General features: G+C 42.1%; 7 protein-coding genes and 1 tRNA gene. 3 read left to right on the forward strand and 5 right to left on the reverse strand.

Translation table 11 applies throughout. The features are described from left to right. Nucleotides 1-15 precede the first annotated feature (15 nt). The 3 genes from recD to JMW64_RS07555 form a co-directional block, all read right to left on the reverse strand. On the reverse strand, nucleotides 16-2226 hold the full coding sequence (gene recD, locus JMW64_RS07545; RefSeq protein WP_201553866.1) for an exodeoxyribonuclease V subunit alpha: 2211 nt from the start codon (nucleotides 2224-2226) through the stop codon (nucleotides 16-18). A 74-nt stretch (nucleotides 2227-2300) separates the two neighbouring features. Then, nucleotides 2301-6830: a UvrD-helicase domain-containing protein gene (locus JMW64_RS07550; protein ID WP_201553867.1), complete on the reverse strand. Its 4530-nt coding sequence runs from the start codon at nucleotides 6828-6830 to the stop codon at nucleotides 2301-2303. A gap of 69 nt (nucleotides 6831-6899) precedes the next feature. Beyond that, nucleotides 6900-11456, reverse strand: coding sequence for an exodeoxyribonuclease V subunit gamma (locus JMW64_RS07555; RefSeq protein WP_201553868.1), 4557 nt, complete (start codon nucleotides 11454-11456; stop codon nucleotides 6900-6902). 457 nt (nucleotides 11457-11913) lie between these two features. On the opposite strand from JMW64_RS07555, the gene JMW64_RS07560 reads away from it, so the two are divergent. The 3 genes from JMW64_RS07560 to JMW64_RS07570 all read left to right on the forward strand — a co-directional run bounded on the left by JMW64_RS07560 (nucleotide 11914) and on the right by JMW64_RS07570 (nucleotide 13446). Further along, nucleotides 11914-12435: a hypothetical protein gene (locus JMW64_RS07560; RefSeq protein ID WP_201553869.1), complete on the forward strand. Its 522-nt coding sequence runs from the start codon at nucleotides 11914-11916 to the stop codon at nucleotides 12433-12435. Nucleotides 12436-12505: 70 nt separating this feature from the next. Then, a complete protein-coding gene (locus JMW64_RS07565; RefSeq protein WP_201553870.1) occupies nucleotides 12506-13303 on the forward strand; it encodes a hypothetical protein in 798 nt (265 codons plus the stop codon). Between the two features lie 67 nt (nucleotides 13304-13370). Continuing rightward, a tRNA-Arg gene (locus JMW64_RS07570) sits at nucleotides 13371-13446 on the forward strand. Between the two features lie 231 nt (nucleotides 13447-13677). Here JMW64_RS07570 and JMW64_RS07575 read toward each other — a convergent pair. Both JMW64_RS07575 and JMW64_RS07580 read right to left on the reverse strand, forming a co-directional pair. Next, on the reverse strand, nucleotides 13678-15294 hold the full coding sequence (locus JMW64_RS07575; protein ID WP_201553871.1) for an NAD(P)/FAD-dependent oxidoreductase: 1617 nt from the start codon (nucleotides 15292-15294) through the stop codon (nucleotides 13678-13680). 559 nt (nucleotides 15295-15853) lie between these two features. Continuing rightward, a complete protein-coding gene (locus JMW64_RS07580; RefSeq protein ID WP_201553872.1) occupies nucleotides 15854-17860 on the reverse strand; it encodes an ESPR-type extended signal peptide-containing protein in 2007 nt (668 codons plus the stop codon). Nucleotides 17861-18341 lie beyond the last annotated feature (481 nt).

Consider the following 18341-nt stretch of genomic DNA (forward strand, 5'->3'; position numbering starts at 1 on the left):
TTTAGTATTTATCTATTAACGCTGAGAAAACTGTAATGCCAAACCTGTATGACGCTCAGTAGGTGTTTGAACAGCCTTTTCAAAAGCAGATTTTGTACTATATATGGTTACCTGTTTCTTAGCACGGGTCACAGCCGTATAAATAAGCTCTTTGCTTAGCAATCTAGCATGACTATTATCAAAAGTAATGGCAACGTGCTTAAATTCAGATCCTTGCGATTTATGAATGGTCATCGCATATGCGGTGGCAATTACCTCTTCGTTTAGCAGATTGACGGGAATCCCCTGTGTTTTATTCTCGAAAAACACTTCTAATCGACTTCTTTCATCCGATGTTTGTAAGCAAAAACCAATGTCACCATTAAATAATCCTAACTCATAGTTATTTTGTAAAACCATCACAGGACGACCATGAAACCATGTGTTTTGGCCCAATGGTAGCTTTAGTTCAGTTAGGTGCCATTGAGTGAGATAGTTATTAATGTAGTGATCGCCCCATTCACCATTATGACCAGCACTTAGAATTCTAAACTCGTTAAATGTTTCCATTAGTGATGTAATCGTATTTTTTACTGATTCTGGCATGGATTTTTCTATTGGATTTTTTAGGAGCTCTTTTACTTTATTTATATATTCGATATATTTTAATGATATTTCTGAAATAATTTTTTTATTGCTTAGGCTATTTATTATCTTATTATCTTTAAACTCATTTGTTTGCAGCGTATTTACATATTGAAAACTCAAGGCTTCATCCTGCCTTAACAGCTGCCAGATGGCTTGCGTATCTACCTCTGCCTGATTAATTTGGTAGGCAAGTTTGCCAATACCTGATTCTGCACTAAATCTGCGGCTTTCGGTTAACTCTGCATGAATGGGTTGTAACAGTGGGATACGGCACAAGTCAGCCAACACTGCTCCTGCATCTACCGCTGCTAGCTGGTTCGCATCGCCCAATAGTATCAGCCTTGCACCTGGTTTCACTGCACTCACGAGATAATTGGCCAACTCGACCCCGAGCATCGACGCCTCATCAACGATGATAATATCTTCGCCAAGTGGATTGTTAGTATCGTAGCGCGGTCTGCCCGTCCGACCAATACCTAACAAGCGATGGATGGTTTTAGCTTCTTGTAACTGTAGATCAATATCTGCTGCATCGAGAGCAGCTTGTAAAGATTCTTGCATGCGCTGGGCAGCCTTACCAGTCGGTGCTGCCAATGCCAGACTGGCACTGTCCGTACTGAATCTAATATTTTCAGCCCCGTATCCCCCACTCTCTGTCGCTTGTTGCAGCGCAATGACTAACTGCGCCACGGTATAGGTTTTACCTGTACCTGGACCACCAGTAATAATACTAAACGCGTTGTTATTAGCAACATTAATCGCCTTTACTTGGTGCTCATGAAGATTTTCAGGCATTGCTATCTGTAAAGGACTTACTTGCTGATTTAAAATATTGTTGATATTTTTTGCTAAATTAAACTCGGCTTGCCATGCACGATGCAGCCAAAAGGTGAGTGCTAGCTTTGTTTTATTATTAGTCCGACTTTTTTGAATTTTATATATGATAGGTTTATTTTTGCTTAGGCTATTTACTTTATCGTTATTATTAATGCTACTATTAACTTCAGCAAACAAATCATGTTCGTTAACTAGGCGTATAAAAAAACTTAAGTCCGTATTTTTCAGTAATTGATATAGCGTAGCAATCATGTCAAAACGCTTGGTTAGCACCTCTTTTTCGTGGTTGCTAAGCGCCAATTGCATCCACAGCTGCTCTTTCTTATCAAATAGCGTGTCTAGCAATACGAATAGCGACCTTTCAGTTATAGAGTCATCTTCTGATTGCGTATTTAGTTTGCTATCTATCAGCGCAAAGATTGGCATTGCTAGCATCTCTAATAACTGTTGCTGCCAAGCATATAGCGTAACTACCTCATTATTTATTTGACCTTGCAAGGCTTCTTCATGCTCAGAAGACTCAATGGTTAATACGGTATGCCCCTCTTCCAAATGAGTCGCTAACATAACGAATAAAGCGGTGAATAAATTACTTTCTTCTGTTTTAGCGACTTGCTTGCTATCAATATTAGCTTTTGCATCCGTTGCCTTATACGCTAAATACGTTTGCTCGCGGCGTAGCAATATATAATCACTGATGTTACTAGCCCAGCTTTGTTGTAGCCCAATTACTGCCTTGCTCTCTTTTTTATTATTACTCATAGTATGCTTGTCTCTATGTTGAAATAGTTAATCGATATCATGTTTTTTAGCATTTAATCATTACTTATAGCCTACTAGTTGGGCATGCCAAACAACGCATCTAGAGCCTTAATGAACTCAATTGGAATATCCCACGTGACTAATCCATAGCGGTCGTTGTGCATTGAGTGGCTATCATCAGCCTCTTTAACATCCTGTGATAGATCATCAGCTATTTGAGAATTGGGATCATACACACCTCGTAAAAAGACATACTCCACAGCGCCTAAGTACTTATCTTCATTGCCTGCATAATCAGGTATTCTCATTGAAAGGAATCGGTGTAATGCTACTTGATAAATCGCTGCTTGTAACCAGTACCCTGCCTTGGACATTGCTTGCTTAAGTGTATCTTCATTATAATCGCTTAGGCTATTTCCTAGAAAATTACTTTTATAATCGACAACATAATACTTGCCAGCATGTTCGTACACTAAGTCAATTTCGCCACGCAGATAACGATACAAATGTGCTTTGTTTTGCGGAATAAGAGTGACGTGTTTGTCCACCTCATTAGGAAGATACTGTTGAAAGAGTTTACTGATATCCTGTGCTTTAAAGTTCTCTGACAACCCCATATTGAACTCTAACTCAGAAAATCGCTGACCTTTATTAAGAGAGTTTAATGCTTGATTGGAGGCCAATAGCGGCGCATGTAGTACCTCTTCAATCCAAGAAATTAATGCCTTATGCTTGGTAGCATCTATTGAAGCAAGATCAAGTGAACTAGTATTAAATGAACCGTCATCGCCTTGCTCTTGCTTCTTCGCTTGTGATCGACGGCTTTGCTGCTCAGCACTGCTATATGCCAGTGGCAATTGATAGCTGCTGATGGCTCGATCAATCACCTGAGACCACTGCGCTTTATTACTGAAATCAATTTTTTCAAATATCTCATGCAAAAACGTACCCGCATTAGCACCTTTAACAAAGGTAAAGCGGATATCATCTTCTGACTTGAGGCTTAGTTCACTGTCTTGTTCGAGAGACTCTTTGCTATTAAGTGAATGGAGATCTGAAACTGAAGACTCTGTCATATCGATGTCTATCGCATCATCAATACGCTCATCGACTATCGCCATTGCTTGTGTAGATTCATCGAGCTGACGAGCCAAAGCGGTAAAGCTGGTCTTAGCCCAACCATAAAAATAATTGGTTTTCATAACCTCTGCAAAAGGCGCGTATTCAATAGTCTCTGTGGCAGGCTTATGAGCATCTAACTTGGTTGCGGCTAGCTGAACATTGTCATTTACGCCTGCTGATTTAGCAGCATTGCTTACGTAGTTATTGTCATAGAACTCATTAACCTTATGCCCTCTGAGCATGCCTATCGTACCTTTAAGTCTATCTGGTAGTTCAAACTTTGGTTCTGGCGATTCAAACCAATAAAACACCGGCTTTAACTCAAACCCTGTCTTATTGTTAGGATCTCGCAGCACAACATAAAGTTGCTCACTGGCGCGAGTAAAAGCCACATAACCAAGCCGTCGCAGCTCATCGAAATCTTCCCGCGTTTCGATATTGGTGTAATAGTCCTCTGTAGTCGCTGAGCCTTTCAAGGATGAGAAGCGGCGCTGATTTCCTGTTGATTGACTATCTAGTGACTGCTGTACTAATGCTGAAGGTGCTTGATCTGCGTTATATAAATACAGGCCATACTTCTCATTGGTGCCTGACTTTCTACTGGCATCACCCATACCCAATACATACACAATAGGAAACTCAAGCCCTTTTGACTTGTGAATGGTCATCAGCTGCACGCCAGATTCTGTCGGTAGCGGATATTGCTTAGCCCAATCACTATTGGGCGCTGCATCTATATTTTGTCTAAACCAAGCCAGTAGCTCATGCTCGCCCATACCTAAGCCATATTGCGCCAAGATATCCATCACATGACGCAAATCCATGATATGACGATCGCCTTCTGGATGAGCCGCTAGCGCTTGCCAAACGCCTTGCGGCTGTATGGGATTTTTATCTAGCAAGTAATGCAATGCCGACAAGATGCCAAAATACTGCCATCGTTGTGCGCCTTCTTTTAAATAAGTAATAAAATCTTGATAGCTTTTTTTATTATCAGTAGCCTCATTAACTGAGGTATCCTTCGAATTAGAGTTGTGTGAATGGGCGCTTGTGGTACTGCTGCTATCAGTAACTCCTGACTCATGATCCGTCATCATGGCTTTAATGTTTTTAATACTCAGTCCATATAGATGACTGGTCAACACCCGATTAATCATGTCATGACGATACGGATATAGCATGGCACTCAGCAGCGCCGCCACATCTTCTGCCATGATGGTTTCAAAGATACTGACATCACTGGTAGTCAAGGTCGGTACATTAAGCTTAACCAACTCATCCTCAACCTGTTTTAGATCTTTTTTGGTACGTGCCAGCACACCGATATCACTGGGCTGGATCGGTTTACCTTTCAGCGTCTGACTACTACTGAGCAAAGTCGCAATATGACGCGCCGTGATTTCATGCTCATCGTACTCAAGCTCTTTGTCTTTATCATAAGGTAAGTGTAATACGCTCACTGGCTGGGCAGAGAGCACCTCATTCACTAAAGTAGTGCTGTGAGCGTCTGGTTCATTAAACCAAGACAGCTGATTTTCTGGTTTTGCCGCTTTGATATGCTGATAATAAATACCTGCGCCTAATTGAGCTAACTTATTCTCAGCAGTGGTTACATCAGCCATGCCGAACCAACAGTTTAGGGCATTAATCACACCAGCATTTGAGCGGCGGTTAATATCGAGCGTCCAAAGCGTGCTTTTATCAAATTGGGCTTTCATGTAGTTATAGTTGGCCACATCACCACCACGAAACCCATAAATGGCCTGCTTAGGGTCACCAACCAATAGCAAAAACTCATGGCTGGCTTTTTTAGTAGCTGACTGTTTATCATTATCAGCAACCTTGCCCTTTTTCTTTGGCAAATAGATACTTTCAATCATAATGGCTTGCGCGCCATTGATATCTTGCGACTCATCAATCAACGCCACAGGATAGTGATGACGAATATAACGTGCCAGCTTCTCTCCTTGCCGACCCGTTAATGCTTGGTTTAAACGTACCATTTGCAGGCTAAAGGTCGTCTCACCTCGCTCTTCCAAAATAATGGGTAGCCTGTCACGTACCGCAAGCACGATATGACGGTTAAGATTGGCTAAAACAGTCACTATGTATTCGTCTAGCTTTTTACTTTCTTCGATATAGCGTTTAAAGTCACGAACGACCTGCAACTCATTAAATATCAGATTAACTCTTTCACCATCTTTTGGTTTATAGAATTGCTTACCTACGTCATCAGTTTTCTGAAAAGCTTGTATTAACTTTCCTGTATAAGTTTTTGCGTCTGATATAAATTTGTAAGCGGCTGGACCAAAATCTTTTAATGCTTGAATGATTTTCGGCCAAGAGTCTCTATTATTTTGTAGCTGTCCTTTGGGAACGTCATAGTACTCGCCGTCAGGTTTAAAAAAGATATCAAGCTCATCGCTGCGCCCAATGATAGTATTTATAAGCCGCTCATAGCCCTCAAACGAAAAGTCATTTACTACAATCTCATCAATCGGTGCTGAAATAAAGTTAAGCGATCGAGTCACATATTTTTTATGATCACTCACGGCAGTCAGCTTACCTTGCTGATCCATAAGCGCATACAGTTTAGGCTGCTCATGATACAAGCGGCTTTGAAACTGACGCAGCTCATCATGAATAATACTATCGGTCACCTGCTCGATACTGCTCTCTTCGATAATAGCCATACCTTGCTGATGACCTGTCTCGCTACTGTACTCCTTCAGCCATTTTTGCGCCAAGCTATCGAGCGTACCCACAAACAGTTTATCCAACGTGGTTAAAACCAGTGCGGTACGCCTGATAGCTTCTGTCATTGGATAGCTGTACACGTGATCCAGCAAATAACCGACGAGATGCAGGTTAATGGGATCTTGCATGATGCCATCCAAGCGCACATATTTAGCCTGTGCTACCAACCAATCTTCACGGTCTTTTTTTGCTTGTACACGCTTTGTGGCAGCAGCTTGCTTATCAGTAGCAAGGTCTTGGTTTAACTCATCAGCGCCTATCTCAGTATTTAAATCCGTACTTGATTTTTTGCCCTCTTGTTTATCCTTATCGCTTTCAGGCATCATCTGCAATACATTAGGATACAAAGCCTCCTTATTACTGGTGTCAGCACTTAAACCGTTGACCCACTGCAATAATTGATAAAAATCCACCAAACGATCATGAATACGCTGACGCATCTCAGCGGCAGCGGCTCGCGTAAAGGTCGTGGCAATAATTTGCTCTGGCGCACGTCGTGCTTCAATTAGCAGGCGCAATACAATGCCTGTTAGCGTCCAAGTTTTACCAGTACCAGCAGATGCTTCAATCAGGTGCTTGCCCGTTAGGTCAACATCAACTGCTGGTATGACATCAGCCTTACGCTCACTCATAGGATCTGAGTGAGGCGCATCTGAGTACTCATCAAATAAATGTGGCTGTGTAGAAAGTTCAATGATATTGGTTGGATCAGTCAAGTCTGTCATATGGGCGCATACTTTTAATTATTATTAATTAGATCAGGAGAGCAGAAATCGATTATTCTAAATGGCTAGCTAGCCATCTAAGTCAATCAATGCATTAAACATCGGCTCGTACAATGGTCGCGCCAAGGTAGTCAACGCTTCTGATAATGCTTTGAACGTGTCTTGATCACGTAGTACGTACTGCCAAATGGCATGCTGCGAGCAAGTATCATATACTGTGTCTGTATGATAGCCAGACCGTAACCAATCTGAAAAGTCTGCTCGTTTTGGCCAATAACTGCCGCCTTCACTATCTTCAAATTTTGAACACTGATCAAGGTAATTGAGTGCATATTCTGGGAGTAATGTAATAGGCACTTGACCCGTTAACTTGCCAAAAATCGCCCATTTTATCAGTTCAATCACAGCGTCTTCATAGACAATGGGGCTTAGTTTAAATGCAATTACTTTGTCATATTTTTTGATTTGCGAGCTAGGCTTATTAAAGCGCCAAATACTCACCCCATCATTGAGTGCCACTTGCTCAGCAGTGGTACGTCTGGCCACTTGCCAATACAAATGTGATAACCAAAATTTGAGTAAATGCCTAGGACTGGCAGAATTGGGCAATATGTTTAACCACTGCTTGGGTGATTGCTGAGCATAAGGCATGCCCGCCTGAATATGAGAGTGGCTATCATGCGCATCTATCGGCACTGCTGTTGGTAATGATACTGGTGCTAATATGGGTACTGAGCCTTTGATCTTAATGATTTTCGGCAACAGCTTAAGCAGTGCTTCTATCTCGTTAATATCTGTCTGGCTGTTTGACCCGTTATCAGTGTTATTCAGTATATTTTTTAGCTCTATCTGGACAGGATGCTCGGCGGTTGGCGTTAGTAGCTGCAAACCTGTCGTACCCTCTATCCCATCTTCATTGGGTACAATATTTTCGCCAAAACCATTAGCTATTAACTGCTCTTTAAATTCCAAACATTGCTGTTGCAGTTTTTGTTGTTGATTGGGTAGCGTGGTTTGGCGAGCGACACCAGCGGGCATAATTTTTTGATACATCAGGATTGGGGTGGAACTTTCAGCAGTTGTATCACCGCCATTGGCCTTATTCTCATCGGCGACCAATTGCTTAATCAAATGATCTTTGATTTGATAGGTCGTCAAACTGTTTAGAAATAGCGGCTCTTGATGCGACAGTGCTTCTTCACCTTGTACCACATGCACCTTTTGGGACCGTAAAAATGCTTTGGCGGGATGGCGCACTTGGTAAGCTAATGCTCCTTCAATATCTATCTCTCCAATGTTAAATACGCTATCGGATAATACTTGGATGAGCGTCTCTGTCATGCTACTGACATTGCTAGTATCGACAACTGTATCTAGCGTCAACAATTCAGCTAATGCAGACAAGGTTTGACTGTCTACTTGACCTAGCTGACCTAAGCCTTGGCCAAGCACCTGAGCGATGGACTCATATTGTGCTTTTGTGGGTAGGCCGACCAGTTGCATAGGCTCGCTAGACACTCGCCCTTTCAATGTATCAAACACCGCTTGCCAAAGCGGCGCAGGCGGAAACTGTTTTTTCTGAGCCAGTTTGGTTTTGCGCATGGCTGTATTTAATAAAGCATCCAGCTCATCAATCATCTCGACAGGGCTAGAATCCTGAGCATTGATATTAACGTTGGCATTAGCATTGTCATCAATATTAGGAGACGCTTGCTCAAAAACATCAGTGCCTTCAATTTCTGTCTCAAACAGACTCTCATGAAAAGGTAGTGCAGGATGCTCAGTCACTAGCCACTGCTTAATCAATTTTGGTAAGTAGCGCTTGAGACTTTCGGTGGTGGGATCAATATTCTCAGGTAATGTCGCCAGCGAGTTCACCTGCCACTGCACCTCACCTTGCAAAAACTGTAGCAATTCGCTTACTGGGTTGGCTGGCAGGTGCTCGTGGGTATCCGTCAGGCTTTGACCGTTGTAGAACATCCAACAAGCACTGCGCGCGCATAACAGCGCATCTAAAAATGCGCCATTATCATCGTCCTCACTGACTCTGTCACCACGACGTGAGTTAGTCGCTTTCATCAAATCATAGCGGTTATCACGGTCACGCCCAGGGAACTCTGAGAGATCCATGTTGAGCATGACCACCAACTCAAAAGGCACGTTTCTTAAGGCACCAAACTTACCAAAGGTAATCACCCCAGTCGGCTCCGCACTGACTTGCTGACTCTCAAGCTCGTTTTCGATACTGTCTAACATAAAGCTTAATTTAAGCGGTAGTTGCTCTACACCTGCTAGCCTCTGCTCTACTTCTCTGTTGGCGCTATCGCCACTGGAGTACTGTCTGTAGTGACGATTGGCTCGTAGACTTGACTTAAAGCCATTCATCGCATTGTAGATGGCTCGCATGGTACGTGTTTGATCCACATCACCAAAGTAACGATGAATCACTTGTCTCTCAATCTGATCGAGCCAATATTCCGCTTTCATTTTTTGTATATGGTCATCCCGTCGTGCGACCAAACCGGTATAAATGCGGCAAAGCGCTTCAACAATCAACGCATCATTTAAGCTGACTTGTGGTAGCGGTAAAGTCATTTCTGGTAAGGCAGTGCTTGGCCATTCATCTTCATTTAGAGCATATAAGCAATCACTCAACTCAGCTTCTGGCATGACCAGACCTAGGGTCAATCTGTCTAACGCTTGCGCAAAACTAAAGCGATAGTCATAGTCATTACTATCCAAAGTTTGCTTAAGATGCAGCTCATCAAAACCGCGGATAAAACCTGCCTCTACCAGCAAATCACAACCACGGCTCATTTGTTCGTGGGTCAGCCCAAAACTTTCAAATAAAGGCGGTAGCATCAGCCAGTCCAAGACCTCAGCCGCTTCAAAACGGGCACTATGACTGCCTAACAGCTTATAGAAACCAATAATAGCTTCCCATAACTGACGAATATCGGCATCGACAACACCAGTCACCTTAGCAGGCAAAGTCAAACCATCCTGACCTCTGCCATTGACAAAGATAGAGCCAATCAGTGCATGATGACGCTCAACATCGGGTAGCAACACAACAATATCGGATATGTGGCGTTTTTTCTCACCAGATTTGATAGGCTCATTTAGCCAACGACCAATCATGATACGCAGCACTTCAAGTTGACGCTGTAAACTATGACACGAATGAATGCTTAGGCTATTATCTTGTGAAGAGATGGCCCAAAAACGGTCTTTCTCAAAGCGCTTATTCTCTAACGCTTCATCTTCGTACCAGGCCGCTCCTTGCTTCTCTTCATTGAAGCTTGGCTCTATTTGCTTGCTAACTGCTTGCGAGACTGTAGCAGCCGTCGATTGTTGGGTAGATTGTTCATCAAGCATCAACACATCGTTCTGCAAACGTTTTAATAAGCTTAGGCTACTTTGCCTATCTTGAGCACTGGCATCATCAGTATAAATGCTTTCATCCATACCATTACTAAACTCATCATTTAAACCAATTTCAAAATTATCTTTCCATTCCACCAGCGCATCGTCGTATTGCTCATTACCTGACAAGTTAGCAAGCATGGCAAACGCATCACGCGATTGCTTACCCAGACGTGACAGTAAACTATGACCATAATCACGTAAAAACACACTTTCAGGGTTAATAATCTGCTGACGCTGTAACCATGATTTATCGACGATATCGGCCCAAAATAGCTTTGATGGATTGTAATGTAATAGCGTGATATTCATGTATTGCGACAGGCGCTGTAGGAAGTCTAGCTCCGTCTGTGGTAATTGCTGAATGGTAAAAATGCGTAGTACTTTGGGCAACTGAGCGCGCTCATCCGCATTGTTGTCTTTCAAGGCTGACCAGAAAGCACGATCCAGTGCCACGCGGTGTAGATGAACGTCAGCAAACAAATGCGACCACAAAAATCGTTGCGCAGCCTCTAACTCAATATAATGCTCAACCAACCATTCAGGCGTGCCGCGTGCATACTTATCAAAACGCAGTGACAATGCATCTTTCTCTGCGATCAATTCATCTACATTTAGCGGTTTGTTATACGACCATAACGTTAGCCAATCCTCACGGTGTGTTAAGTAGCGGTTAAACACTCTTGCCAAATCGCTTGCCAGCTGCCAAATACGGGCATCTTGTTGTGACTTGTCCTTTATAATGTCCTGTCGCACATTGTCTTGATGAGTATCTGCCTGCGGCTCATCAATCAAAGATGCTAGTAATGGATTAACCGGATGTTTTTCATCTGCAACAATCGCCTCTTGATAGTAGGTCAAATAACCAAACAATCGCCACTGCATGACCGTTGGTGACAACACCGCCACTTCTGGCACATTTAAGGTTGCAGCTTCAGGGTTTTGCGCTAGCAAAGAAGCGTTATGGCGGGTTAATACATCCTGCATGAGCGTCCATTGATACTGACCCCAGAACTTAGTACGCACCAAGGTACTAATACCAGCACGGCTGGCAATGGTTTTGTCCAACCAATCGCCCAATACCATTGAGGGCACAATGACAATAAAAGGCTCAAAAACAGGCTGATCCTTAGACTGATATTGCACAAGCAGTTGATCAACAAGGTTTTCGGTGCGGTGCGATTGAATAATGGTAAACATAGAGGATAGTCTGATTGAAGTTATAATATGAGTGATAGTGTGATGTAGACGGTCGTGAATGCCTGAAATGGAATAGCATTTGCGTTAACTTTCTAATGCATATTGATGGCTGCTAAGGAATACCACGAAGGATACTCACCAATCTATGTTTCGCGGTCGTTACTACAATGTATTTCTGCTAGCATGGCTGTCATAAACACGATGCAAATGACAACAACGATTAACTATCATTGCATCATCAGTGATTATTTATAACAATCATAAAATAGGCTGCTGATTAGTGTGCCATCGATAGCTATCGTTTACTAGTATATGTGCCACTATTATAATATCTTACGACAGATAGTGTCGCATTGATAAGTCTCATATTTATGAATAGAGAAGTCAGTGCTGCTGTCAGATTAACTGCTGTAATTTTTATGTCCATAACCCTTTTTTAACGGAATAACTTAATACTATGCCCTTGCGTCCCATTGATGCCATTTTCGTTCATCCTAAACGACGTCTATATGTTGTATACTATCGCGGTGAATTGTGGCAATTGCCACGTATGAAAATTGACGACAGATCATGGCAAAACAGACAGCCCTATACTGATGACAGTCGCTCGCTTTATTTGAGCATCCATCAAGCCATTAACGACCCTATACTTGCACAAAAACTGCGAACATTGAATCTGCCTGTCGCGGTGCGTGGGAGCACGTTGCCACGCTTTGAAGCATGGTGGGAAGCCCATGGTTTTGAATGGCTTAAAGACAAGCTTACGATGGGCGAATCGCCATTAGCTGCACACCAAATAAAAGCCATTGACAATAATGTTACCTCCCCTTCAAACGATCAACCTGTGCTATCCAATCAAAATAGTACAATTATTCATGAGAATAATAGCAAGAAAAAACTTTTACCTGATTCAGAAACCGATGTTTTTGCAGATATGCTTGCGGACTTAGCAGATGAAGTGTTACACCAACAGCTTTAAAAAATAATACGTCACACACCGCATTTTATGTAAACTTGACACAAACCCATTAAGAGAAGAGCAGTAACATATGAGAGACTACAAGCTGCTACTGGCTGGGCTAATTTTACTGCTGCTGATAATCTTTATTGCAATCTTTACGTGGTTATGGAGCAGTAACCGTAAGAATATAGATCCCCTACCGATTATGGCAAATGCAAATGAGTCGTCAGCCACCACTCAAGACGAGGTAAGTACCCTCACCGACAGTACGCTGTATATAAAGGCTGAAGAGGATTTACAAGCACCCTTGGACGATATCATCGTTAACTTCGAATCTCGTTATCCTCATGTGCAGGTTATGCCAAGTTATGTACCTGCCAGCGACCTCTTAACATTATCAAACGCCAATCCTAGCTATGATAAACGCTCAGAATTAGGCGCTGATATAGACATGATCATCGCTAACGACAGCCTATCTGCAGACCGTCTGACACCGTTACAAGCAGAGCTAAAAGCGGCTCACGATAAAATAAACCAAGAAAAAGAAAATATCAGCAATACTGATGATAAAAAAGTAGAGACTGCTGAGACTGGTGCCATTGAAACTGACAATGCAGAGGCACGTACCCTAAATTCTTTCAGCTATGCATTGAGAGACAAGCAAGCGCTTGAAGGGGTTATTTTGACAGAGAATACTGCTGCTATTAACTTTCGTAATTTTTTACTTTCGAGTACCGGACAAGATATATTAGAAAAGTACGATTATTATAATATCGAAGGTTATAAAAACAGTGTAAATGACTTGTTTAATCCAACATCACGTGCACAAAAAGCAGCAAATACCAACACTGTGAATGTCGCTGACGCCTTGAGTAATGGCAAGTAATGATAAAATCTTTATATTTTGTTGATTGCTTTTATGAGCGATTTTTCCTACAATGTTCCTCCATAATGCGCCTATAGCTCAACAGGATAGAGCAGTTGCCTCCTAAGCGATCGATCGGGGTTCGAGTCCCTGTAGGCGCACCATCAAACATTGTCAAAAGACATTAAAAGACCTCACAGCCTATCAGTTGTGGGGTCTTTTAATGTCTTATCGCATCATAACATTGCATAACTTACGATGCATTTTCATACAGCATACCTGCAAAACACAAAAAAGCCTTTCACGCTTTATATTTCATAGCTTGAAAGGCTTTATCAATCGCATGCTTTTATCTAAGTGAGCGTTTTAATATTAGAGTTCACCTAAAGCCGCTCTTACTCTATGTTCAACATCGATTTTGCCACGGCTTCTGCCACTTTAATACCATCAATCCCTGCTGACAATATGCCACCTGCGTATCCAGCACCTTCGCCTGCAGGGAACAAGCCTTTGGTATTAATGCTTTGGAAGTCTTTATTGCGTTTAATACTTATTGGTGACGATGTTCTGGTTTCTACGCCAGTTAGTAAACCGTCGTCAGATGAAAATCCTTGGATTTTCTTATTAAACGCTGGAATGGCTTCACGTATGGCATCCACGGCAAAGTCAGGTAATGCTTTGCTTAAGTCGGTTAAGGTAATGCCCGGTGTGTAAGACGGTTTTACATCGCCCAATTCTGAGTCTGGTTTGCCTTTTAAGAAATCGCCAATGGTTTGCGCTGGTGCACTGTAGTCTTTGCCGCCTAACTCAAACGCTAAAGTTTCTAGTTGTCTTTGTAATTCGATACCAGCAAGAGGATGGTTTGGGTAATCTCGCTCTGGGTCAATACCTACCACAATAGCACTGTTGGCGTTACGCTCGTTCCTTGAATATTGACTCATGCCGTTAGTGACAACACGGCCTTCTTCTGATGCGGCGGCGACCACCGTTCCACCTGGACACATGCAGAAGCTATAAACAGAACGACCATTTTTGCAATGATGAACCAGTTTGTAATCCGCAGCGCCAAGTATTTCGTTCCCAGCATTGTCACCAAAGCGTGCTTGGTCTATGGTTGACTGTTTATGTTCAATCCTAAAGCCAATCGAGAAAGGTTTTGCTTCAATATACACGCCTTTATCATGGATCATCTCAAAAGTGTCTCGGGCGCTATGACCAACAGCAAAAATAACATGATTGGTTTTTAAGATTTCGCCAGTATTAAGTGTCACGCCAGTTACTTTTGAGTCTGTGATATGCAAGTCGTCTACGCGAGTAGCAAAACGAACTTCCCCACCAAGCGCTATGATCTCAGCGCGCATTTTTTCTACCATGGTGACTAACTTATAAGTACCTATGTGCGGCTTACTAACAAATAAAATCTCATCTGGTGCGCCAGCTTTTACAAACTCGGTCATGACTTTACGGCCATAATGATTTGGATCTTTCACTTGGCTGTACAGTTTTCCGTCAGAAAAAGTACCCGCTCCACCTTCACCAAATTGCACGTTAGATTCTGTGTTTAATTTACGCTGACGCCAAAAGCCAAAGGTGTCTTTGGTGCGTTGTCTGACTTCATTACCACGTTCAATGATAATAGGTTTAAAACCCACTTGAGCAAGGGTAAGTGCTGCTAATAAACCGCAAGGTCCAAAACCAATAACAACAGGACGTTCAGTTAAATCTTTTGGCGCTGTACCTACATATTTGTAGCTGGTATCTGGTGTTGCTTTAACATGGTTGTCTGACTCAAATTGAACCAGTAAATCATTGGTTAAATCTGAGTCGGTCAGTGTGATGTCTAGCGTATAAATTAATTGGATATTTCTTTTATTACGAGCATCATAACCGCGTTTAAACATCACAAATGACGCCATTTGCTCAGCAGAAATTTTAAGTTTTGTCGTTATGGCAGTCGTTAAATCTTTAGGTGCATGATTTAATGGCAATTTAATTTCAGTTAAACGTATCATTGGTTACTCATAAACTCGTGTAGAAAACAGTCTCGCATTTTACTGGTACTGATACAAATAAGCGAATAAATATTTTACTTATGCAGGGTAAATTTATGGTTTCTTCAGCGTAGATCAGCACCCTATTATAAAACTAAATGTCTGACCTCACCCCAAGCTAGCTACCAAGCGTGATGGCTAACGTGCTTTAGCCAAAAAAAACTTATCTTTAGTTGGGTTAATATCATTTAGTACGTTTGCTTCTTAATTCCCTTCTGTTCACACTTTCTGAACTCAAAAAAACATCGCTTCTGATGTCGTCATTTTTTATACCGCTTTAGCATTTTTTAACTAGTGGGTGTCCTCAATTCAATCGATTATTCTCTAAATAGATTAAAAAATGGCTAAATTTTGCTAAACATCGTCAAATAACTTATCAATATCTCGATATTATTTGCGGTACTTTCCTTGTTTGACTACCCTTTATCTCATTTTTATCACCACTTTTAAAAGGAAGACACATCCTAGAAAAAAAAGGACAAACTAATATTCTTTTTCTGGCTTTTGGTTTACTCAATACTTACCAGCTAAAGCCCATACCCATGCCACCAGAGTTCTCATCTTTTGTGAAAGCACCACCGAGACTAAAGCTGGTATTGGGATTAATGACACGCTGATACCCTAAGGAAACCGCTTGCTCGGAGCCCTGAAAACCTGCGCCCACGCCTATACGGTTCTTACCTTGTAGACCTGACGTGCTGGTTGCCATGTTTAACATCGCAGCACTCATCGCACCTTGACGATCAAAACGATCATCAATTTCCTTAAAACGCTGTCCATTGTCTTGCAGATAATTGTGAATAGAGTCATTTAGAGTATTAAATTTAGTATCAGTATAAGTGTTCGAGGTTTCGATAGCGCTTGTTTTTGCGTCTTGTAACTGACTGACATTGACTGCGTCATTATCAGCGGTACCATTAGCAACATTGATAATCTGACGCTGGTTAATATCCGAACCAACCGACACTGTGTTTTCACGGTTAGAGCTAGAGTCATTGCCGAGTACCACGGCGTTTTTTACCGAAGTATTGACATTATTGCCGAGCACAAAAGTATTGTCTCCAGACACGGTATTATTATTGCCCATACTATAGCTGTTATTGCCACTGACCGTACTTGGATCGCCAATCGCACCTGAATGATTTCCAGTCACTTTATTACCAGTGCCAATGCTGATAGCTTGCTCACCAATTGCTTGAGCACCATCTCCCATTGCAATAGATTGCTTGCCCTGCGCCGCCGCGTTAGCGCCTAAAGCCATTGCGTTGTCTCCACTAGCAATCGCTTCTGCAGACGTACCACCATTGATGCTTAGGTATTTATGCTGTGCAGCAATGTCCTGTTTAACGCTCAATACCTGATCATTTGTATAATTTTGTGACGATGCTAGAGTCTCGGTTGCTTTGCCGTCAGTGTAACCTTTTGATGCGGTTAAAGTCTCGGTTGCTTTGTCGTCGGTATAACCTTTTGATGCGGTCAAAGTCTCGGTTGCTTTGTCGTCGGTATAACCTTTTGATGCGGTCAAAGTCTCGGTTGCTTTGTCGTCGGTATATCGTTTATTTACCGCATCTGTATCATTTGTCGCATCTGCCACATTAGTGATACGTTTTTCGAAACCCTTGCTACCAACTGAAATCGTATCTCTTTCATCTGCAATGGAGAAACTACCGATGGCAGTTGCGCCTGTCGCAGTGGCTTGGCTATTACTGCCAAACACGCTGCTGTCTTTACCTGATGCGGTATTCTGATAACCAACTGCAACACTATAGTCACCCTCTGATGTATTTTCAAAACCGACGGCACTACTGTCTTTACCTGATGCTTTATTATTATAACCGACGGCACTGCTATTTACATTCGAGGCGGTATTTTTATAGCCAATTGCACTGCTATTTATGTTCGATGCCGTGTTGTTATAACCAAATGCACTACTATAACCTTCTGAGGCGATATTATTAGCTCCTATCGCACTGCTATTGATACGCGATGCGGTATTGTTATAACCAACGGCACTACTGTACTTAACTGATGCTGCATTATTAGCGCCTAACGCACTACTATAATCACCTGATGCTGCATTAGTATAACCAACCGCACTGCTATAACTACCCGAGGACTTATTGAAAAATCCCACTGCATTGCTAGAGTTACCTGTTGCTTCATTTGCATGACCTAGCGCACTAGTCGCTTCATTTGAAGCTTCATTGTCAATACCTAAAGCACTGCTATTGAGACCGTCTGCTGTATTATTTATTCCACAGGCTACTGCAATGACACCTGTTGCTGTACTTCCTCCAGAAACAGGATCCGTTACGCATACCACGCCTGCCCACACTGTCGAGCCACTGATCGCTGCGATACTGAAGGCAAGCCCTTTTAGAGTCAACATCTTATAGTCATTTGAGCGAGCTATCAGGGCGATAGTGCCAGTCGTTCCGCTGGTCTTACCAGCGCTCTTAGTATTTTCAGACACCACCACTATACAACCTAGTGATTGACTCCAAATCTTTTTAAATACTTTATTCATAGCTCGCTCCATAAGTCCAAAAACTACTCGTTGATAAAATCAAGGCTATCTATGTCACTTACTATGCCACTTACTATGCCACTTACTATGCCACTTACTATGCCACTTACTATGCCACTTACATTAACCATGCTCGTAAATGACAACTGTAACTTATTAAAGCACAAAGCTAACATACCTGTATATTTATATTAAAGGATATTTAATATTCAGGTATGTCTTAGATAAGCAAAATAATCTGGGATAGTTTTATGGAAAAATAGCGTTATGAGTAAGATTCGCCTACCCAAACGCTCACAGTACATTTAGCATAACGATTGTTATATCGGTAAGAGTTAGCGCGTCTGGTAGGATTGCAAGTGCCGTTATGGCACTCGCAAGGTCTGGCAGCAGATCAACCTGATGGCGTATCTGAAATTTGGAATGGCATAGAGAATGTTGAACAAGTAACCTTTGAGTAGATAGACTGATTTCATAACCC

The organism is Psychrobacter immobilis, assembly GCF_904846065.1.
GTDB classification, from domain to species: Bacteria; Pseudomonadota; Gammaproteobacteria; order Pseudomonadales; family Moraxellaceae; genus Psychrobacter; species Psychrobacter immobilis_H.

What these genes read in the sequence shown, in the direction of transcription:
- JMW64_RS07560 (WP_201553869.1), top strand. Translation starts at nt 11,914, where the DNA reads ATGCCCTTGCGTCCCATTGATGCCATTTTCGTTCATCCTAAACGACGT.
- JMW64_RS07580 (WP_201553872.1), bottom strand. Translation starts at nt 17,860, where the DNA reads ATGAATAAAGTATTTAAAAAGATTTGGAGTCAATCACTAGGTTGTATA.
- JMW64_RS07575 (WP_201553871.1), bottom strand. Translation starts at nt 15,294, where the DNA reads ATGATACGTTTAACTGAAATTAAATTGCCATTAAATCATGCACCTAAA.
- recD (WP_201553866.1), bottom strand. Translation starts at nt 2,226, where the DNA reads ATGAGTAATAATAAAAAAGAGAGCAAGGCAGTAATTGGGCTACAACAA.
- JMW64_RS07550 (WP_201553867.1), bottom strand. Translation starts at nt 6,830, where the DNA reads ATGACAGACTTGACTGATCCAACCAATATCATTGAACTTTCTACACAG.
- JMW64_RS07565 (WP_201553870.1), top strand. Translation starts at nt 12,506, where the DNA reads ATGAGAGACTACAAGCTGCTACTGGCTGGGCTAATTTTACTGCTGCTG.
- JMW64_RS07555 (WP_201553868.1), bottom strand. Translation starts at nt 11,456, where the DNA reads ATGTTTACCATTATTCAATCGCACCGCACCGAAAACCTTGTTGATCAA.